This window comes from Leifsonia aquatica (genome assembly GCF_014190775.1).
In the GTDB taxonomy this organism is placed as follows: Bacteria; Actinomycetota; Actinomycetes; order Actinomycetales; family Microbacteriaceae; genus Leifsonia; species Leifsonia aquatica.
Genome location: NZ_JACHVP010000002.1, coordinates 573318 through 592762, shown reverse-complemented (window position 1 = coordinate 592762; position 19445 = coordinate 573318). Strand labels below are relative to the sequence as shown.

Sequence of the window (19445 nt, the reverse complement as noted above, 5' to 3'; positions counted from 1 at the left end):
CGCTTCGGTCGTTCGTCGGCTCAGGATCACATGGCCGGCGGCATCAGGACGGAGTCGATCAGGTACACCGTGGCGTTGGCGGTGTGGACGCCGCCGCAGATGACGGAGGCGTCGTTGACCTTCATCGAGTCACCGGAGCCGGTCACCGTGAGGTCGCCGCCCTCGACGGTCTTGTGGGTGCCGTCGATGTCGGTCGGGGCGATCTGACCCTGGACGACGTGGTAGGTGAGGATCTTGCTGAGCGTGTCGGCGCCCGCGTCGGTCTTCAGGGTGTCGAGGGTGGCCGCGTCGATCTTCGCGAAGGCGCTGTCGACCGGGGCGAAGACGGTGAACTCGCCACCGTTGAGGGTGTCGACGAGGTTGACCTTCGGGTTGAGCTTGCCGGAGACCGCGGCGACCAGCGTGGTCAGCAGCGGGTTGTTGGAGGCGGCGGTCGCCACCGGGTCCTGCGACATGCCGGCGACGGAGCCGGCGCCCGACGGGACCTGCTTGGCGTAGGCGGCGCAGCCGGGGCCGACGAGGTCGGCGGCCGGGTCGGCCATGGCGGAGGATGACGGCGTCGTCATCGACGAGCCCGAGGAGGAGGTCGAGGACGACCCCGTGCCCGAGCCGGACGAACAACCGGTGAGGGCGAGGGCGAGGGCCGCGACCGTTCCGGCGACCGCGAGCGAGATCTTGGAAGTGCGCATTGTGAGACTCCTTCGTGCGTTCATGCAGTGATGTGACATGCTTCGACGTGCTTGCTACGACGGGGCTTCGGAGCGTCGCTCACGATCGGATTGGAACGTCTTCCGGCCAATCCGATCGGGATGCCGCCGCCGAACGCAGGGCATGTACCTGACACTCGCGCTGATCGGATTCCTCGGCGGCCTCATCACGGGCATCTCCCCGTGCATCCTCCCCGTGCTGCCGGTGATCTTCTTCTCCGGCGGCGCGCAGAGCGACCGCGCCTCCGGCGCCTCCCGGTGGCGGCCGTACCAGGTGATCCTGGGTCTGGTGGTGTCGTTCAGCGTGTTCACCCTGCTCGGCTCGCTCCTCCTCGCGCTGCTGCACCTGCCGCAGGACGTGCTCCGGTACGCGGGCATCGTCGTGCTGGTGCTGATCGGCATCGGCCTGATCGTGCCGAAGTTCGAGGAGATCCTGGAGAAGCCGTTCTCGTGGATCCCGCAGCGCAACGTGGGCACCGACCGCGGCGGCTTCGTGCTCGGCATCGCGCTCGGGGCGGTCTACGTGCCGTGCGCGGGGCCGGTGCTGGCGGCGATCACGGTCGCGGGCTCGACCGGCAAGATCGGCGTGGAGACGATCGTGCTGACGCTGTCGTTCGCGATCGGCGCGGCCATCCCGTTGCTGATCTTCGCGCTCGCGGGCCGGCGGGTCTCCGAGCGGGTGAAGGGGTTCCGCAAGCACCAGAAGGGCATCCGCATCACGGGCGGCGTGCTGATGGTGGCGCTGGCCGTCGGGCTCTTCTTCAACATCCCGCAGGCGCTGCAGCGACTCATCCCCGACTACACGTCGGCGTTGCAGGACAACTTCTCGTCCTCCGACCAGGTGAGCCAGGCCCTCAACCTCGGCGGCCTGGTCAACGACCAGAACAAGAACCTCTCGAAGTGCAGCAACGACGCCGACAAACTCCAGTCGTGCGGCACGGCCCCGGACATCACAGGCATCCAGCAGTGGTTCAACACCCCCGGGAACAAGCCGATCGCGCTGGACCAGGAGAAGGGCAAGGTCGTCCTCATCGACTTCTGGGCCTACTCCTGCATCAACTGCGAACGCTCCATCCCGCACGTCGTCGCGTGGGAGAAGGCGTACAAGGCGGCCGGGCTGCAGATCATCGGCGTCCACTCGCCCGAGTACGCGTTCGAGAAGGTGCCGGCGAACGTCGAGTCGGCCGCGAAGGGCTTCGGGATCACCTACCCCGTCGCGATCGACAACAACCTGTCGACCTGGACCAACTACCGCAACCGCTACTGGCCGGCCCACTACCTGATCGACGCGAAGGGCACCGTGCGCAACGTGCAGTTCGGTGAGGGCAACTACGCCCAGACCGAGTCGCTCATCCGCCAGCTGCTGCAGCAGGCCAACCCGTCGGTGAAGCTGCCCGCCCCGACCGAGGTCGCCGACGCGACACCGCAGGTGAGCAAGATCACCCCGGAGACCTACCTCGGCTACACCAAGGTCCGCAACTACGACGGCCCCGAGAAGTACACGAGCGGCACGCAGACGTTCAGCCTGCCGGAGAAGCAGGCGGCGAACTCCTTCGCGCTCGAGGGCGGCTGGAACGTGGGCACCCAGTCCATCACCCCGTCGGCCGGGCCCGCGACCATCCGCCTCTCGTACACGGCGAAGGTCGTGCAGATGGTGCTCTCGGGCACCGGTGACGTCACGGTCGAGCGCGACGGCAAGAAGCAGACGGTGCACGTCTCGGGAGTCCCGAACGCGCGGCAGCTGCTCTCGACCAAGGACACCGGGAGCGGGACCCTGACCGTGACCGTGCCGCAGGGCGTGACCGCCTACTCCTTCACCTTCGGATAAACCGACGCTCTGCTAGCGGTCGAGCCCGCTCAGGCTGAGGAGCTCGCCCCAGGCGATCGGGTCGGACAGGAGCAGGAGCACTTCGGAGACCGGGACGATCGCGCCGTAGCGGTTGCCGCCACGGCGGTCCAGGACCGCCGTGGCGAGCTCGCGGAGCTCGCGCACGGCGGCCATCTCGCGGTCGAGCGGGGCGAGCCGGCGCGGGGCGGCCCGACGCCACCACGTGCTCCGGCTGCGCTCCCACTGCCGCTGCTGGAGGGCGACGACGACGCGCTCGGCCTCGGCAGGGAGGGCGGGGAGCACCCAGGCATACGGGCGCTCGCTCTCCCCTTCCTCCTCGGCCGCGGCATGCGCCTGCGCGATCGTCGCCTCCATCACTCGGCCGATCCTCCGCGGGTGCGGCGGATGCGGCGGTTCAGCAGGTACCCGGCGCCCGCGAGCAGTGCGCCCGCGAGGACGAGCCATGCGCCCATCGCCGCGGCCGATTGCGCACCCTGCGCGTTCGAGCCGGTGTCGGCCAGTCCCGTCCAGGCGCCGCCCTGCGTGGGCGCGGTGCCGTGGTCGACCGGTGCGGCGTCGAGCACCGTGAACGCCACCCGGACGGTCACACCGCCGGCGGTCGCCTCGATCTCGTGCGCTCCGGTGGCCGCTCCCGCAGGCACCACCAGCGGCGCCGCGAAGACGCCCTGCGCGTTGACCGTCGCCGTCCCGAGCGCGATCGGGTCGGAGTGGAGCGTGAAGGCCACCGTCTCGCCGGCCGGGAAGTGGTCGCCGTAGGCCACCACCGTCGCGCCGCGCACGGCGGACCCGGCGGAGAGGCTCAGCGTGGCGTCCGCACCCGGCGCGACCGGAGCCTTCACGACGACCGAGGTCGTCGCGTCGGTCTGCGACGTGTCACCGCGCGCCGTCACCGTGTAGGTGGCGTCGGCGGTGCCGGCCGGGATCGTCACCGTGGTGCTGATCGCACCGGAGCCGTCGGCCGTCGTCGAGACCGGCGTGGCCGGCGTGGTGCCCAGGGTGACCGTCACCGGCTCGCCCGCGGCGAACCCGTGCCCGGTGATGGTCGCGTCCGCGCCGGGGAGGAACGTCCCCGCCACCGCATCGAGCTTCGGCTGGTAGGCCCGCTCGACGTGGACCGTGGTGGTGACGGCGGTGCTCTTCAGCCCGTCGTCCACCGTGACCGAGACCGTGAAGTCGCCGGCGGTCGTGTAGGTGTGGGTACCGGCGACGGTCGCCGGGTCCGTTCCCGTGCCCGGGGTGACCGTCGCATCGGCGACCGGCGAGCCGTCGCCCCAGTTGACGCGGGCGGCGTAGGCGCCCGGCGTGCTCGGGGCTCCGCCCGTCGCGGTGGCGAGCGGCGCGGTGAACTCGACGCCCGTCTTCTGCGCATCCAGAGCCGTGCCCGTGGCCGTCAGCGCCGGCAGAGCGGTGCGCGCACCGTCGGAGGCGAAGGCGAACACGTGGATGCGGCCCGCCGATCCCGGGTCGCCGGTCTGCACCGGCAGCGTGATCGACTGGACGGTCTTGCCCGCGGGGATCGCGTACGGCGCGGTCGAGAAGATGCCGGCGGTCTGGCCGTCCGCAGCGCTCGATCCGCTCAGGCGGCCCGCGGACGTGCCGACGGAGATGCCGCCGTTGATCGGGCTGTTCGCCGCGCCCACCCAGTCGCCGTAATCGATCGCCAGCGGCGCGGTGCTGCCGTCCGTGAAGGTGATCGTGGCGGTGACGTGCTGCGCGGTCTGCGTGGCCGTGCCGATCACGGACAGCTTCGTGGCGCCCTGGCCCGCGTCGAACCGGATGGTCTGGCCGTTGCCGGTCGCGTTGTCCGGCTGGCCGGCGACGGCCGCGGGGAGGTCGAAGGTGAGCGCGGTGCCGGGCACCGCCACCGTCGTCCCCTGCACGAAGCCGGTGTTCTTCAGCAGGGCGCGGTTGAACGCCCACGCCTTCGCGTCGCAGTTGGCGCCGACTCCGGCGTCTCCGATGCAGGTGCTGTCGAACGATCCGGCGAGCGTGTTGTCGCGACTGATCGAGACGGGCACGTCCGCGCTGACCTGCGAGGTGCCGTCACCCGCCGTGATGGTCACGGCGTACTCGCCGACCGCGTCGAACGCGTGCGGTGCGGTGATCGCCCAGGTGCCGAGCGGCGTCTTCGAGACGGCGGCCGGCTTCGGGCCGGCGCCGTCGTGGAAGTCGGCCGTGACCGTCAGGTCGTCCGCGGTCTTCGCGTCGCCACCGGAGACGGTAGCGAGGGTCGCGCCGACGGACGCTCCGACGGCCGCCTTCACGCCCTCGGCCGGGGTGATGGCCAGGTCGCCGACGGTGCCCGGGGTGGCGAGCAGCTCGAGCTCGGCCAGCGACGCGGGGTCACCGGTCGTGGTCGCATCGATCGTCAGGCGGTAGTGCGTGAACGATCCGGGATGCGCGAGCTCGAACGGACGCGTCTGGGTCGCCCAGGTGAACGTCTGGCCCGTGCGGGTGTCCAGCGGCATCCAGCTCGTGCCGTCGGCGGAACCCTCCAGGTGCCAGGCGGTCGGGACGGCGCCCGTGGCCGGCGAGGTGAGCGTGTAGCTGTTCACCGAGACGGCACCGCTCGACGACGTCCAGCTGATGGCCGGTGTCGCGGTCGCGAAGGTGGCCACGTTGCGCGAGTTGTCGTCGGTCAGGGAGCCGATCTGGCTGCCGTCGGAGACCGTCGTCGTGCCGTAGCCGGCCTTCGTGACGTCCGTCGCCGGGGTCGGGACGGGCGTCGAGCTGGTGTGCGCGCCCCACGACGTCGGGGTGGCGCTCATCGTGAAGTCGACCGTGCCTCCCGTGCTCAGGATGTCGTGCGGGAGAGCCGCGGTGTCGAGCGCCTGCCCGTTCAGCTTCGCCGAGGCGATGTAGACGTTCTTGTCGCTGTTGTTCGGCGCGTTGACCACGAGGGACTTGCCGCCGGCGAGGTGCACGGTCGTCTTCGTGAAGAGCGGGGAGCCGATCGTGTAGTCGCCGCTGCCGAGCTGGAGCGGGTAGAAGCCGAGCGCCGAGAAGATGTACCACGACGACATCTCGCCGTTGTCCTCGTCGCCCAGGTAGCCCTGTCCGATCTCGCTGCCCACGAAGAGGCGCTTCTGCACCTCGCGCACGACGGCCTGCGTCTTGCTCGGCGCACCGGCCGCGGCGTAGAGGTACGGGATGTGGTGCGAGGGCTGGTTGCTCATGCCGAGCTGACCCATCCGCACCGCGCGGGCCTCGATCATCTCGTGGATCGTCCCGCCGCCGCCGTCCTCCGGCGTCGCGAAGAACTGGTCGAGCTTGTCGACGAGGCCCTGCGATCCGCCGTAGAGGGAGGCGAGGCCGTCGACGTCGAAGGGCGCGTGGAACGCGAAGTTCCAGGCGTTCGTCTCGGTGTACGGGCCCCACCAGGTCTTCGGGTCGAAGCTCGCGTCGCCCGAGACGGCGCCCGACGCGGTCTTCGGCCGGAAGAACCCGGTCGCCGGGTCGAACATCTGCACGTAGTTGGTGGCGCGGTCGAGGAAGTACGCGGACTCCTCCTTCAGCTGCGCGCGGCGGGCGTCCGGCGTGGCCGGGTCCTCCGCGAGCTTCGCCGCCATCTGGCCGATGCCGTGGTCGTTGATGTAGCCCTCGAGCCCCCACGAGACGCTCTCGCCCTGCGAGTCGGGCGTGTAGCCGAGGAAGATCGACGTGTCGAGTGACTTGCGGCCGACGTTGTTCGACGGCGCGAGCACGGTCGCGTTCTTGACCGCCGCGTCGTACGCGTCGAGCGCGACCGCCGTGGAGACCGACCCGTTGATGTAGGCGTCGGCGAACGCGACGTCCGAGCTGGTGCCGGTCATGATGTCGGAGTAGCCCGGCGACGACCAGCGGGAGACCCAGCCGCCCTCGCGGTACTGCTGCACGAAACCGTCGACCAGCTCGTCAGTGAGCTTCGGGTACAGCAGGGAGTACAGCGGCCAGACAGTGCGGTACGTGTCCCAGAACCCGTTGTTGACGTAGATCTTGCCGTCGACGACCTTGGCGTTCGTGGCCGTGTCCGTCGCGGATCCCGTCTGCGGGGCGACCGGGCTGGCGTGCTTGTAGACCGGGGCGCCCGCGGTACCCGTGTTCTCGAACTGCGAGTTCGGGTAGAGGTTCATGCGGTAGAGGTTCGAGTACAGGGTGGTCAGCTGGTTGGCCGTGGCACCCTCCACGTCGATCACACCGAGGCGGTCGTTCCAGGCGTTCGCCGCCGCCGTGTTGACGTCGTCGAAGCTCTTGCCGGTGACCTCCAGGTCGAGGTTCTTCTTGGCCTGCGCGGCCGAGATGAAGGAGGTGGCGAGGCGCAGCTGCACCGTCTCGCCCGCGGTGGTCGAGAAGGCCGCGTAGCGGGCACCGGTACGGCTGCCCGCGGCGGTGCCGACCGCGCTCGGGGTCTTGTCGAACGCGCCGGAGATGAACATCCGGCTCACGCCGCTGCCGCTGCCCCCGTCGGTCCAGCCCGAGACGGTGCCGTCGGCCGCGACGCTGAGCGAGGAGGATCCGCCGACCCGGTCGACGATCACGCTGCCGGTCGTGCCGGGGAACTGGAAGCGGAAGATGCCGCCGTGGTCGGTCGGCGTGACCTCGGTGACGAGGTTGTTCTGGAACTTGACGCTGTAGAGGTCCGGGCGCGCGATCTCGTCGGAGTGGCTGAACGCCAGGGCACGCGTGGTCAGGTCGCCGTTCGGGGTGCCCGAGGTCGACGGCATGATGCCGAGCTGGTCGCGGTCGCCCATCCAGATGCTCGGCTCGTGCGAGATGCCGATGGCCTGCAGCGTGGGCAGGTTGTCGGCGTTGTTGGCACGCTGGTACTCGTACAGCGTCCCCTGGCTGCCGCCGTTGGTGAACGGCGTGAAGAAGTTGAAGCCGTTGGGCCACGCGGTCGCGGGGATGTTCGTGCCGCGCGAGAAGGACGAGCTCGAGAGCGTGCCGCGGCGGGTGTCGACGAGCTTCACCTTGCTGGACGCGTCGGCGGCCGGTGCGGCGTCGCCGATGCGCACGTCGTCGATCCAGCCCGAGAAGACGGTGCTCGCGCTGCCGGTCGGGTAGTCGTAGCTGAGGAGCACCTTCTGCACCGTGCGTCCGGCGAGACTCGAGAGGTCGATCTGGATGTTGTTCCACTCGTTCTCGAAGAGCGACTTCTGCTCGCCGTGGGCACGGGCGGTCACGCCGAAGCCGTTGGCGTCGGTGAGGTTCTGCTTGCTCGACAGGGTCGTGCCGTCATCCAGCACGAGGTCGACGGCGACCCACGACGACGGCACGGCGAGGTCGGTGCCGCGGTCGGGGAAGACCTTGTACGAGAGCTCGGTCTTCGTGCCGATCGTCGCGCCGACACCGTCGTAGAGCACGTTCGTCGCCGCGGCCGCGCCGTCGGCGAGGTGCTTTCCGCCGTAGCGGAGCGCGTGGGTGCCGCTGAAGCCGGCGCCCGCCTTGGCGTTGTAGCCGTTGGTCGGGCCCGCGCCGACGACCGAGAGCATCGGGGTCGCGCCCGGGGTGGCGTCGCGGAGGTCCCAGTCGGCGAGCTGGAGGTACGCGTCACCGCTGTTCTGGGTGACCGTGAACCGGTACTGCGAGAACGTGACCGGCGTCGCCAGGTGGTACGCGTTCGTCGTCTGGCGGTTGCTGAAGGTCTGGCCGGTCTGGGTGTCGACCGGGCTCCAGGTGCTGCCGTCGTTCGAGCCCTCGATGGTGAAGTTCTTGGGGTCGCGGCCGGCGGAGTCGTTGCCGGAGGTCAGCGCGTAGTCGGTGACCAGCGTCGGCTTCGCGAACGTGTAGATCACCCAGCCGGTCGCCGCCTTGGTGAGCCACTTGGTGCTGGAGTTGTTGTCGGTCAGCTTGACCGCGGTCTCCCCCGGCGCGTTCTCGGCGGAGGCGGTGACGTTGCCGATGTACGCCGACAGGCTGCCCGGCGGGACCTTGCCCGTCACGTTGGTCTGCGTGCCGAACGGCGTGCTCGCGAGCGGCTGCGGGTCCGCCGTCTCGAACGACGACAGGAACGGCGTCGAGGCGGCCGCGGCGGGCAGCGCCGCGAGGCCGGCGCCGGAGCCCACGAGGGCGACGGCGGCCGCGACGGCGGCGGTGCGGAGGAGGGAGCGGCGGGCGCGATGCGCGGACCGGTAGTGCGAAATGCGGAGCATTCTGGCTGAACTCCTGGCTGGTGAAGGAAATATCGAACTCTGGTGACCCCGCATGTGACAGCGCTGTCACTGGTAGATTTTGTCCTACGCTGTCACCGCGGTCAAGCACGAATTTCCGACACCCGGTCGGCGCGGCGGGTCCAGCTGGACGAGGAAGGCGACGCCCATGGCCACGGATCCCTCCGGCGCGACCTCTCCGCAGCCGCATCCCGACCGCCCGCATTCCGCGCCCACGCTGGCCCAGGTGGCCGAGCGCGCCGGCGTCAGCCTCAAGACCGCCTCCCGTGCCGTCAACGGCGAGCCGCGCGTCGCCGAGGCCACCCGCGAGCGCGTGCTCGACGCCGCGCACCAGCTCGGCTTCCAGCTCAACCGCGCGGCCAGCCTCCTGGCCCGCGGCCTCACCTCGAACCTCGTCGGGCTCATCACCGGCGACCTCGCCAACCCGTTCTACTCGGCCGTGGCGAAGGGCGTCGAGCAGGAACTGCGCTCGCACGGGATGCAACTCACCGTCGCCAGCTCGGACGAGGAGCCGGCGCGCGAACGCGGTCTGATCGGGGAGTTCGTCGACCGTCAGGTGCGCGCGCTCATCCTCGTCTCCACCATCACCGACCACAGCGATCTGTCGAGCGTGCAGTCCCGCGGCATCCCCGTCGTTTTCGTCGACCGCCCGGGCGTCGGCATCGACGCCGACTCGGTGCTGCTCGACAACCGGCGCGGGGCGCGGGATGCGGTGGAGCACCTCCTCGCCGCCGGCCACACCTCCATCGGCTTCATCGGCGACCTCTCACGCCTCGACACGCACCGCGAGCGCTTCGCGGGCTTCGAGGACGCCATGCGCGCCGCCTCCCTCGACCCCGGACGCTGGGTGCGCCACGACGCCCACGACGTGCAGGCCGCCCTGGACGAGGCGCGCGACCTGCTCACACAGCCCGACGCGCCGACCGCGCTCTTCACCAGCAACAACCGCATCACGATCGGCGCCCTGCGCGCCATGATCGAGCTCGACGCGTGGCCCGCACTGGTCGGCTTCGACGACTTCGAGCTCGCCGACGTGCTGGGCGTCACCGTCGTCGCGCACGACCCGGTGGAGATGGGGCGCACGGCCGCGCGGCTCGCGCTCGGTGCGATGGACCGGCGCCACGAGGGGCCGTCCGGCATCGTGCTGCCGACGCGCCTGGTGCAGCGCGGCTCGGGCGAGCGGTTGCCGCGCGGCTGAGGCGCGGCTGAGGCGCGGCTGAGGCGCGGCTGAGGCGCGGCTGAGGCGCGTGAGTGCGGGTGCGCGGGTGCGCGGGTGGGCGGGCTGACACGCTAGGGCTAGCCATCTAGTGGTCACGACATGCCGCCACCCCCTCACCCAGTGGTCACCGCACGCATCCAGTGGTCGCAACACGCCGTTTGCGCACCTGCCCCGACGGCGCGTCTCGCCAACTAGGTGTGGGCCCCCATCCAGTGGTCACCGCACCCATCCAGTGGTCGCAACACGCCGCCAGCGTGGCCGCTCAGACGGCGTGTCTCGCCAACTGGATCTGCCCGCTCCATCCAGTCGACACAACACGCCGCCAGCGCACGCGCTCAGACGGCGTGTTGCGACGAGTGGATGCGGCCCGCGCCTACGGCAGCGCTGGCGCCGTGACGCAGCGGGCGCCGGCGGCCGACCGCTCCAAGAGGTGCGCCACACCGTACAACGGTGCATCGGCGAGCAGGCGGGACGGCGCGATGTCGAGCGTCACGGCCAGCTCGGGCGCGCTGGTTTCGAGGCCGGTGCGGAAGCCGCGCTCGAGCACGTCCCATGAGCGCGAGATGGAGCCGCCGACGACCAGTGCGGTGGCGCCGAAGGCGGCGAGCCACGGCCCGACGGCCAGCGCGAGCGCCTCCATCCCGGTGTCGAAAGCACCCTGGGCGCGCTCGTCCCCGGAACGGGCGCGCGACGCGAGCTCTTTCACGCTGAGCCCGGGATCGGGAGACGCGTAGCGGGCGAGGAGGGCGCGGGTCGAGATCGTGTCCTCCAGATCGCGGCCGTCGAACGGCAGCCGGTGCACCTCGCCGCCGGGCGGGACGTCCGCACGATCGAACACCAGCGCACCGTCGTCGACGAAGGCCGAGCCGACGCCGGTGCCGAGCGTCACGCAGACGAAGCGCGCATGACGGGTCGGCGAGCCGTACCTCCACTCGCCGATGCCGTACGCGCCGGCGTCGTGCACGAACCGCACCCGCGCCGGGTCCACGCCCAGACGATCGGCGAGGCCCGAGCGGATGTCGACCCCCGCGAGGCGCTCGAACTTGCCGACGCGGGCGTAGTGGCCGATGCCCTGGTCGTAGTCGAAGGGGCCGGGCATCGCGAGGCCCCAGTCGCGACCTCCCGGATCGATGCCCGCGCCCTCGGCGGCGTCGACGCACGCGGCGGCCCAGGAGTCGAGCACGACGGCGCTGGAAGCGTGGGAGTCGACGGACCGCTCGATCCGGCTCAGCAGGGCCGCGCCGCCGGGCGCCGCGGTGCTGACGGCGGCGGCGGTGACATGGCTCCCGCCGACGTCGACCACCATGTGTTGTCCGCCCTGCGCGACCACCGGCTACCTCCTCGAATCGCGGCCAGCTCTGGGGTGACAGCGCTGTCGCATCGGTAAATCATAGTCATAGGCTGGTCGGGATGCCCGCACTCCCTCCCACCCCCGACCCCGCCGCCGACGCCGGCGCCGCCGAGCCCGACGCGACACCCGCGTGGCCCGGCGCGACGGTCGCGCCCGAGCACTCCGCGGGTTCCGGGTCGTGGCGCCGCGAACCCGACACCGTCGTCCGCCGCACGGGCCGGATGCCGGCCGGTGCGGCGGAGGGCTCGATCATCCGCGCCGAGTCCGAAGTACCCCCGGGCCCCCTGGAGTGGGAGTCGCACGCGCATCCCCTGCACGAGCTCGTCTGGGTGCGCGGCGGCACGATGACCACGCGCGTCGGAGGCCGGGTCTTCACGGTGTCGGAGGGCTCCGGACTCTGGCTGCCCGCGGGCGCGGAGCACGCCGGCCGGCTCACCGCCGGGGTGGAGTTCTTCGACGCCTTCTTCGCCCCCGAGCGCACCCCGGTCGCGTTCGACGGCCCGACGGTCATCGCGATGTCGCCGCTGTTGGAGTCACTGCTCACCCACCTGGCGCGCACCGACCTCGACGCGGCGGCTCGCGCGCGGGCCGAGGCGGTCGTCTTCGACGTGCTCGCACCCGCCGAGCAGCCGCTGGCCCTGCGGGTCCCCGGGGACTCCCGCATCGACGCCATCGCCGAGGCCCTGCTCGCCGATCCGGCCGACGACCGCGGACTCGAGGAGTGGGCACGGCAGCTGGGCCTGAGCGAGCGGACGATCACGCGTGCGTTCCGCCAGACCACCGGCCTCTCGTTCGTGCAGTGGCGGCAGGCGCTGCGGGTGCACCAAGCGCTCGCGCTGCTGGCGGAGGGATGGGACGTGCAGCAGACCTCCGAGCGTCTGGGGTACGCCCAGCCCAGCACGTTCATCGCCGCTTTCCGCCGCGTGATGGGCACCACCCCCGGCGCGTACGCGGGGACACCGTAGCCGGATCCCTGTCCGGAAACCCGTATCCACTGTCCTTAAGTCTGGATTGCAGACAGTCCCGGTCGAACATATTCTGACTTAGGCAATCCTTACCTAACCTCCCCCCGAGGATTCCGCACCGACGCCCCCACTCCACCCGGACGAGATCCCCTATGCCCAGCACACCTCCCCCGCGCGCCGCCACCGGCCTCAGCGGGGAGCGGCTCGTCCTGCGGTTCGGCGCGACCACGGTCGTCGACGGGGTGTCGATCACCCTCGAGCCGGGCCGGGTCACCGCGCTCGTCGGGCCCAACGGCAGCGGCAAGTCGACCCTGCTGCGCTCGCTCGCGCGCCTGCATCGTGCCGCGGAGGGTGCCGTCAACCTGCGCGACACCGCCGGCACCGATCGCCGCGCCGCCCTCCTCAGCCCCCGCCAGTTCGCCCGGGAGGTCACCCTCTTCTCGCAGTCCCGGCCGGCGCCGCAGGGACTCACCGTGCAGGAGGTCGTGGCCTTCGGGCGGCACCCCTACCGCCGCGGTTTCTCCGGTCTGTCCGCCGACGACCGCCGCGCCATCGACCACGCGATGCACGCGACCGGCGTGACCGACATGGCCGGCCGTGCCGCCGGCGAGCTCTCCGGCGGTGAGGTGCAGCGCGTCTGGCTCGCGGCCTGCCTCGCCCAGGAGACCGGCGTGGTGCTGCTCGACGAACCCACCAACCACTTGGACCTGCGCTACCAGATCGAGACGCTCGACCTCGTGCGCGACCTGGCCGACGAGCACGGTGCCGCCGTCGGGATCGTGCTGCACGACCTCGACCATGCCGCCCGCATCGCCGACTCGCTGCTCCTCATGCGCCACGGCCGCATCCACGCCGCCGGCCACCCGCACGACGTCCTCACCGCGGAGAACATCGGCGAGGTCTACGACCTGCGCGTCGAGGTGGAGGTCGACCCGCGGTCGGGCCGCCTGCGCATCGACCCGGTCGGTCGCCACGCCGCGCGACCGGCCCGCCCCGCACCGTCCCCCGCATCCCCCATCAGAGAGGACCACCCATGATCCGAGCCCACCGACTCGCGACCGTCGCGGCCACCGTCGCCGCCGTCGCACTCACCCTCACCGCCTGCGGCACCACGGCCGTCAGCGACGCGAGCACCGCCGCCCCGAAGGCGACCTCGCAGGCGTGCGCCGACGACACGACCGCCACCTCCACCGGCCCGGTGACCATCACCGACGGCGTCGGCCGCACGGTGAAGCTGGACGCACCGGCCAAGCGCGTCGCGGTGCTCGAGTGGCAGCAGATCGAGGACGCTCTCACCCTGTGCGTCGGCCCGGTCGCGGTCGCCGACCCCGACGGCTACACCACCTACGTGAGCGCCGAGAAGCTGCCGAAGGGCGTCGTCAACGCCGGCGAGCGTGGCGAGCCCGACCTCGACGCCCTCTACGGCGCCAAGCCGGACCTCATCATCGTCGAGGGCTTCAAGGCGGACGACGAGATCGTGACTCAGCTCGAGAAGCGCGACGTGCCGGTGCTCGTCACCCTGGGCGCGAACGCCGCCGACCCGATCGGCAACATGAAGAGCGTCTTCACGATGATCGCGAAGGCGACCGGCCGCACCCAGCGCGCCGACGTCGTCCTGAAGCAGTTCGACGAGCACCTCGCCGCAGCCAAGAAGAAGGTCGAGAACGTCGACCTCCCGACGAAGAGCTTCCTCTTCTTCGACGGCTGGATCGAGAGCGGCAACGTCGCGATCCGCCCCTACGGCAAGGGCGCCCTCTTCACCGCGCTCGGCGAGCAGCTCGGGATGACCTCGGCCTGGACCGACGAGATCGACAAGGCGTATGGCAACGGCGGCGTCGACCCGGCGTACGGCCTCGCCCAGACCGACATCGAGGGTCTCACCGCGGTCGGTGACGCGAACCTGTTCTACTCGGACGACAAGACGCCCGACAGCTACGTGACCGAACTCGACAAGAGCGCGATCTGGACCTCCCTCCCCGCCGTGAAGGAGGGGCGCGCGCACGCGTTCCCCTCCGGCGTGTGGGGCGCGGGCGGCCCGCTCTCGAACGAGCAGGCGATCGACGCTTACGTCGACGCGCTCACCGCGAGCTGACCGCGCGGTGACCGCACAGTGAGCACCTCCCGGATCGCAGCGACCGGGCCGCGCCCGATCGCCGATACCGGGCTCCGCGGCGGGGCGGGCGGGGCGGCCGTGCTGGTCGCGCTGCTCGTCGCCGTCGTCCTGGTCGGGATGTGGCACGTGACGCAGGGCACGTCGGGGATCGGGATGTGGGACCTCCTGCGCTACGCCGCCGGCGCGCGCGAGACGGTCGGCGGCGTGCCGGTCGCCGACGTGCTGACCGGCTCCCGCCTCCCCCGGCTGCTCGCAGGCATCGCGGTCGGCATCGCGCTCGGCGCGGCCGGTGCGCTGCTGCAGTCGGTGACGCGCAACGTGCTCGCCTCGCCGGACACGCTGGCCGTCAGCGCGGGCTCGTACTTCGCTCTTTCGGCGGTCGCCGCGTTCGGGCTCTCCGTGCCGCTCTGGGCGTCGGGAGGCGTCGCCTTCGTCGGCGGGCTGGCCGCGGCCGCGCTCGTGCTCGGGGTGGCGGGTCGCGGTGCCGGGACGGGCACCACCCGGCTCATCCTCGCCGGCTCGGCCATCGCGATGGCGCTCGATGCGGCGACGGCGATGCTCCTCATCCTGTTCAAGGAGCGCACCACCGGGCTGTTCGCCTGGGGCAGCGGCTCCCTCGCCCAGCTCAACCTCGACGCGTCGACGCGCGCCATCCCGCTGATCGTCGCGGTCGTCGCCCTCGTCATGCTGCTCTCCCGCCGGCTCGATGTGCTGCGGCTCGGGGACGACACCGCCGCCTCCCTCGGCGTGCCCATCCGCTCGACCCGCCTACTCGCTGTCGTGAGCGCGGTGCTGCTGACGGCCGTCGCCGTGACCGTCGCCGGCCCGATCGCCTTCGTCGGGCTCGGCGCCCCGGTGCTGACCCGTCTCATCGCCGCGCGGGTGCCGTCGCTCAACCGGCACGTGCTGCTCATCCCCGCCTCCGGCCTGATGGGTGCGCTGCTCATCCTCCTCGCCGACGCCACCCTGCGTGCGATCCTCGGCGCCGAGGCCGCCGCCGCCATCCCCACGGGCATCCCGACCGCCGTCCTCGGCGCGGTGATCATCGTGGCGCTGGCGATGCGGCTGCGCGACTCGGGATCGGTGCGCCAGCCGCCCGGCGCGCGCATCGCCGTGCGCTCCCGCCGCCGGTTCGTCATCGTGCTCGTGGTCGCCGGCGTGCTGCTCGTCGCCGCGGCCGTGGTCGGGATGCTGGCCGGGAGTCTCTGGCTGCGCACCGGCGACATCGCGCTCTGGCTGCAGGGCGGAGCCCCCGACCTCGTGGCCCGCGCGCTGGACGAGCGCCTCCCGCGCATCCTGGCCGCCGCCCTCGCCGGAGCCGCCCTCGCCCTGGCCGGCTGCGTCGTGCAGAGCACCGTGCGCAACCCGCTGGCCGAACCCGGCATCCTCGGCATCACCGCCGGGGCGGGGCTCGGCGCGGTCATCGTCGTGACGTCCGGGATGGCCGGCGGCCGCCCCCTGCTCATCGTCATGGCCGTCGTGATGGGCCTGGCCACCTTCGGGCTGATCGCCCTGCTCGCCTGGCGCGGCGGCCTCCTGCCCGACCGCTTCGTCCTGGTCGGCATCGGCTGCGGCTACGGCCTCACCGCCATCACCGCGTTCCTGCTGCTGCGCGCCGATCCGTGGCAGACTCCGCGCATCCTCACGTGGCTCTCGGGCACGACCTACGGCCGCACCCTGCCCGATGTGGCGCCGGTCGCCATCGCGCTCCTGATCGCCGTTCCCGTGCTGTTCGGGATGCGGCGCCGCCTCGACCTGCTCGCCGTCGACGAGGACACCCCGCGCATCCTCGGCCTCCGCCTGGAGCGCACCCGCGTGACGGTCCTCGCCGTCGCCGCCGTGCTCGCCGCCGTGAGCGTCGTGGCGGTCGGCGTGGTCGGCTTCGTCGGCCTGATCGCCCCGCACCTCGCGCGCGGGCTGGTCGGAGCGCGCCACGGCCGCACCATCCCGGTCGCCATGCTGCTCGGAGCGCTGCTCGTCTGCGTCGCCGACACCCTCGGCCGCACCCTCATCGCACCGTCGCAGCTGCCCGCCGGCCTGATGATCGCCCTCGTCGGGGCACCCTACTTCGTCTGGCTGCTGCGGCGGTCACGGGCGTAGCCCCCCAACCGTTCCGGACTTCTGTACGCAACACGCCGAGCGGCACCGTGCAGAACTCCGGAAGAGATCAGGTGTGGTCCGGAGCCGGCCGGTCCCGGAGGACGACCGCCGTCCGGCCCTCCCGCAGTGCCGCATCGTAGAACGCCCAGGAGGCGACGATGTCGTCGGGCGGGCTGTCTCCGTCGTGGACCGCTCGAGCGATCGCGTTCGCGTAGATGTCGCGCATCTCCTCAGCGACTCGTTCGAACGGCATCGAAACGCACCCCCGCCCTTCCATCCCCATGCATTCGTATAGTTTCCGTGCATGGCAGACGGCGGGACAAGCCCGCAATCAGGGGCGATTCGACCGCGTTCACGCGGTGTGCGACGCGACCAGTCGCCGGGCCAGCTCGTCGGCGGCGGAGACCAGCTCCTCCGGTCCGACGATACGGAACGGCGCGTCGAACCGCAGCACCGACGCCAGCAGGCCGGTCCACGACCACGACCCGAGCGTGACGAGCGTCGTCCGCTCCGACAGCGCCGCGGCCTCACCGTCGCCGACCCAGGGCACGACCTCCCGCAGCGGCAGGTCGAGCTCGACGCGGCCGACGCAGGGCCAGCGGTCCGCGTCCGTCGAGCCCTTGAACCGGGCCGAGAGGAAGGTGTCGACGTCGCCGGTCGGCACGGGTCGCGGCGCGAACGACGGGCCCGGCGGGATGCGCGGGGTCAGCCGGTCTAGGCGGAAGATCCGCCAGTCGTCACGGTCGACGTCCCAGGCGACGAGGTACCAGAAGCCGTCGCGGGCGACCAGGCCGTGCGGTTCCGCCCGGCGCGGCGGAGCCTCCCGATGCCCGTCGCCGTAGTCGAAGCGGAGGGTGCGGTGCAGACGCACGTGCTCGCTGACCGTCTCGAGCACGGCGGGGTCGACCCGCACCGCGGCGCTCGCGCCGGTGAAGCGCACGCCGTCGATCCGGTGCCGCAGCCGCGACGGCATCACCTGCCGCACCGTGAGCAGGGCCCGCTCGGCGGCCTCAGCGATGTCGGCGCCGCTCGCGGGCGCGTTCTGCAGGGCGACGGCGATCGCGACGGCCTGCTCGTCGTCGAGCAGCAGCGGCGGGAGCTCCGAGCCGGCGGCGAGTCGGTAGCCACCGTCCGGACCCATGACGGCATCGATGTGGTAGCCCAGCTCCCGCAGTCGATCGATATCGCGACGGACGGTCCGCGTGGTGACGTCGAGCCGTTCGGCGAGGGCGCCGCCCGGCCAGTCGCGGCGCGTCTGCAGCAGCGACAGCAGCGCGAGCAGCCGTGACGAGGTCTCGATCATGCGTCCATTCTGCTCGCAGTCGAGGACTCCAACTGTCCTCCACTCCTGTGACCATCGGTTCTGCGGCCGATGGCGCCGCGATCACACCGACCAGGAGGACTCATGCTCACGACCACCACCCACCTCAACTTCCCCGGAACGGCGCGGGCCGCTCTCGACTTCTACCAGGGTGTCTTCGGCGGCGACGTCTTCGCCACGACCTACGGCGAGCTCGGGATGCCGGCCGAGCTCCCCGACGCCGGCAAGGTCGTGTTCGGCGCGCTGCAGTCGGAGAACGGCTTCCGCGTCATGGCGTACGACATCCCGGGCCGCACCGACGCCTTCGCAGGCAGGACGGGGCGCGAGAACGGTGCCACGATCACGGACCAGCCGTTCTTCGTCTCCGTCCGCGCCGGCAGCCTCGACGAGGCGACCGGCTACTGGGACGGGCTGGCGGAGGGCGCGAGCATCGTCGAGCCCCTCGCGGCCTCCGCCTGGAGCGCCGGCTTCGGGATGCTGACCGACCGGTTCGGCGTCACCTGGGTCGTCGACGTCGAGGCACCGGCGGCGGGCTGACCGGGCGCGTCCGGGTACTGGGCTCGACAGGCGCTCAGCTCGACGGGCGCCCGGCCGTCTGCGCCTCGTCGAGCCGCACGTCATCGAGGAAGGCGCGCACGATCGTCGCGATCAGCTCGGGCCGTTCGGCCACGAGACCGTGCGTCGCACCCGGCACGATCGCCAGCTGCGCGCCCGGGATCGACGAGGCGATCAGGAGGCTGTGGTCGGGCCGGATGGTGTCGCGGTCGCCCGACATGACGAGCGTGCGCGCGGTGATGCGGCCGAGGTCGGCCGGATCGATGCGCGGTTCGGACGTCCACAGGCGGAACAGCTTCGCCAGGACGACGTCCGCGTGCTCGGGCCCGTCGGGCGAGAGCCGGTCGTAGTGCATGCGCTCCGTGTCGGGCTCCGGCTCCCCGGCGTCCGCGACGTGCGCGGGCAGCCCGAGCGGCTCGAGCACCACGGCGTCGGCCGCCTCGGGCGAGTGCGTGAATGCCGACGGGTCGAGGTTGGCGCTGATCGCGACGAGCGACCGCACCCGTTCGGGATGCTCCAGCGCGAGCAGCAGGCCGAGGATGGCGCCGTCGCTGTACCCGATGATGTCGGCCCGCTCGATCCCCTTCGCGTCGAGGTACGCGACCGTCTCGGCGAGCCCGCGCTCGTAGCTGTACTCGCCCTCCACGTCCGCCGAGCGACCGTGGCCCGGCCGCTCGAAGGCGAAGACGCGGTGGTCGGCGACGAGCGCGTCGCTCTGCGCCCGCAACGATTCGAGCGAGCAGAACCCGCCGTGCAGCAGGACGACGGGGTCGCCGGCGCCGGCGACCTCCTCGTAGACGTCGATGTCGGCGATGCGAAGGTGCGGCATCGCCCCAGCCTAGGCGGCTTCGACCGGACGGTAGCGGGACAGCCAGACGTGCGAGCCGCACCGGCCGGTGCCGATGTAGCCGCCCGTCCCCGCCCAGTAGACGTCGGACATGCCGTAGCCCAGCTCGACGTGCCCGGTCACCACGACCCGGCGGTGATCGCTCCTCCGCTCCCAGAGGGACCCGACGATGATGGATTCGGAACCGGCAGCCATACCGCCAGGCTCGCACGGCGGCGAGCCGCGGGCAGTGGAATCGTCGCCAAGTTAAGTACCTCCGGGCACGACAC

General features: G+C 71.7%; 15 protein-coding genes. 7 read left to right on the top strand and 8 right to left on the bottom strand.

Going from position 1 to position 19445, the window contains the following annotated elements; all coding sequences use genetic code 11:
- Positions 1 to 26 precede the first annotated feature (26 nt).
- Positions 27 to 689, bottom strand: coding sequence for a fasciclin domain-containing protein (locus FHX33_RS12790; RefSeq protein WP_039922441.1), 663 nt, complete (start codon positions 687 to 689; stop codon positions 27 to 29).
- A gap of 142 nt (positions 690 to 831) precedes the next feature.
- Between FHX33_RS12790 and FHX33_RS12785 the strand changes: the two genes are divergently transcribed.
- Complete coding sequence (locus tag FHX33_RS12785) at positions 832 to 2535, top strand: cytochrome c biogenesis protein DipZ (protein ID WP_021763294.1); 1704 nt, start codon at positions 832 to 834, stop codon at positions 2533 to 2535.
- A 12-nt stretch (positions 2536 to 2547) separates the two neighbouring features.
- Here FHX33_RS12785 and FHX33_RS12780 read toward each other — a convergent pair whose 3' ends face one another.
- Entirely contained in the window at positions 2548 to 2910 is a 363-nt protein-coding gene (locus FHX33_RS12780) for a hypothetical protein (protein ID WP_183428590.1), read from the bottom strand.
- Complete coding sequence (locus tag FHX33_RS12775; RefSeq protein ID WP_183428589.1) at positions 2910 to 8687, bottom strand: GH92 family glycosyl hydrolase; 5778 nt, start codon at positions 8685 to 8687, stop codon at positions 2910 to 2912. The genes FHX33_RS12780 and FHX33_RS12775 overlap by 1 nt, the downstream gene beginning before the upstream one ends.
- A 166-nt stretch (positions 8688 to 8853) precedes the next feature.
- Between FHX33_RS12775 and FHX33_RS12770 the strand changes: the two genes are divergently transcribed.
- A complete protein-coding gene (locus tag FHX33_RS12770; protein WP_183428588.1) occupies positions 8854 to 9903 on the top strand; it encodes a LacI family DNA-binding transcriptional regulator in 1050 nt (349 codons plus the stop codon).
- A gap of 394 nt (positions 9904 to 10297) precedes the next feature.
- Here the strand turns inward: FHX33_RS12770 and FHX33_RS12765 are convergent, their stop codons facing one another.
- Complete coding sequence (locus FHX33_RS12765; protein ID WP_021763851.1) at positions 10298 to 11230, bottom strand: ROK family protein; 933 nt, start codon at positions 11228 to 11230, stop codon at positions 10298 to 10300.
- A gap of 104 nt (positions 11231 to 11334) precedes the next feature.
- Between FHX33_RS12765 and FHX33_RS12760 the strand changes: the two genes are divergently transcribed.
- The 4 genes from FHX33_RS12760 (at position 11335) to FHX33_RS12745 (ending at position 16453) form a co-directional block, all read left to right on the top strand.
- Positions 11335 to 12240, top strand: coding sequence for a helix-turn-helix domain-containing protein (locus tag FHX33_RS12760; RefSeq protein WP_221209572.1), 906 nt, complete (start codon positions 11335 to 11337; stop codon positions 12238 to 12240).
- A 152-nt stretch (positions 12241 to 12392) separates the two neighbouring features.
- Entirely contained in the window at positions 12393 to 13277 is an 885-nt protein-coding gene (locus tag FHX33_RS12755; RefSeq protein WP_021765755.1) for an ABC transporter ATP-binding protein, read from the top strand.
- Complete coding sequence (locus FHX33_RS12750) at positions 13274 to 14332, top strand: iron-siderophore ABC transporter substrate-binding protein (protein WP_021765756.1); 1059 nt, start codon at positions 13274 to 13276, stop codon at positions 14330 to 14332. Before FHX33_RS12755 ends, FHX33_RS12750 begins: the two co-directional genes overlap by 4 nt.
- A gap of 18 nt (positions 14333 to 14350) precedes the next feature.
- Positions 14351 to 16453, top strand: a complete 2103-nt coding sequence (locus FHX33_RS12745; protein ID WP_183428587.1) for a Fe(3+)-hydroxamate ABC transporter permease FhuB — start codon at positions 14351 to 14353, stop codon at positions 16451 to 16453.
- Between the two features lie 67 nt (positions 16454 to 16520).
- On the opposite strand, the gene FHX33_RS12740 is transcribed toward FHX33_RS12745, so the two are convergent.
- Positions 16521 to 16706: a hypothetical protein gene (locus FHX33_RS12740; protein ID WP_039923584.1), complete on the bottom strand. Its 186-nt coding sequence runs from the start codon at positions 16704 to 16706 to the stop codon at positions 16521 to 16523.
- 99 nt (positions 16707 to 16805) lie between these two features.
- Positions 16806 to 17756, bottom strand: a complete 951-nt coding sequence (locus FHX33_RS12735) for a helix-turn-helix transcriptional regulator (RefSeq protein ID WP_021764814.1) — start codon at positions 17754 to 17756, stop codon at positions 16806 to 16808.
- Positions 17757 to 17858: 102 nt separating this feature from the next.
- On the opposite strand from FHX33_RS12735, the gene FHX33_RS12730 reads away from it, so the two are divergent.
- Positions 17859 to 18311 (top strand): VOC family protein, encoded by a 453-nt coding sequence (locus FHX33_RS12730; protein ID WP_021764815.1) that lies wholly within the window; start codon positions 17859 to 17861, stop codon positions 18309 to 18311.
- A gap of 34 nt (positions 18312 to 18345) precedes the next feature.
- Here the strand turns inward: FHX33_RS12730 and FHX33_RS12725 are convergent, their stop codons facing one another.
- Positions 18346 to 19158 carry an alpha/beta fold hydrolase gene (locus tag FHX33_RS12725; RefSeq protein WP_021764816.1) on the bottom strand — a complete coding sequence of 271 codons (813 nt, stop codon included), beginning with the start codon at positions 19156 to 19158 and terminating at the stop codon, positions 18346 to 18348.
- 9 nt (positions 19159 to 19167) lie between these two features.
- Complete coding sequence (locus FHX33_RS12720; protein WP_021764817.1) at positions 19168 to 19371, bottom strand: hypothetical protein; 204 nt, start codon at positions 19369 to 19371, stop codon at positions 19168 to 19170.
- Positions 19372 to 19445: the final 74 nt, after the last annotated feature.

Coding starts and splice junctions, on each gene's coding strand:
- FHX33_RS12790 (WP_039922441.1), bottom strand. CDS start 689: ATGCGCACTTCCAAGATCTCGCTCGCGGTCGCCGGAACGGTCGCGGCC.
- FHX33_RS12785 (WP_021763294.1), top strand. CDS start 832: ATGTACCTGACACTCGCGCTGATCGGATTCCTCGGCGGCCTCATCACG.
- FHX33_RS12780 (WP_183428590.1), bottom strand. CDS start 2,910: ATGGAGGCGACGATCGCGCAGGCGCATGCCGCGGCCGAGGAGGAAGGG.
- FHX33_RS12775 (WP_183428589.1), bottom strand. CDS start 8,687: ATGCTCCGCATTTCGCACTACCGGTCCGCGCATCGCGCCCGCCGCTCC.
- FHX33_RS12770 (WP_183428588.1), top strand. CDS start 8,854: ATGGCCACGGATCCCTCCGGCGCGACCTCTCCGCAGCCGCATCCCGAC.
- FHX33_RS12765 (WP_021763851.1), bottom strand. CDS start 11,230: ATGGTGGTCGACGTCGGCGGGAGCCATGTCACCGCCGCCGCCGTCAGC.
- FHX33_RS12760 (WP_221209572.1), top strand. CDS start 11,335: ATGCCCGCACTCCCTCCCACCCCCGACCCCGCCGCCGACGCCGGCGCC.
- FHX33_RS12755 (WP_021765755.1), top strand. CDS start 12,393: ATGCCCAGCACACCTCCCCCGCGCGCCGCCACCGGCCTCAGCGGGGAG.
- FHX33_RS12750 (WP_021765756.1), top strand. CDS start 13,274: ATGATCCGAGCCCACCGACTCGCGACCGTCGCGGCCACCGTCGCCGCC.
- FHX33_RS12740 (WP_039923584.1), bottom strand. CDS start 16,706: ATGCCGTTCGAACGAGTCGCTGAGGAGATGCGCGACATCTACGCGAAC.
- FHX33_RS12735 (WP_021764814.1), bottom strand. CDS start 17,756: ATGATCGAGACCTCGTCACGGCTGCTCGCGCTGCTGTCGCTGCTGCAG.
- FHX33_RS12730 (WP_021764815.1), top strand. CDS start 17,859: ATGCTCACGACCACCACCCACCTCAACTTCCCCGGAACGGCGCGGGCC.
- FHX33_RS12725 (WP_021764816.1), bottom strand. CDS start 19,158: ATGCCGCACCTTCGCATCGCCGACATCGACGTCTACGAGGAGGTCGCC.
- FHX33_RS12720 (WP_021764817.1), bottom strand. CDS start 19,371: ATGGCTGCCGGTTCCGAATCCATCATCGTCGGGTCCCTCTGGGAGCGG.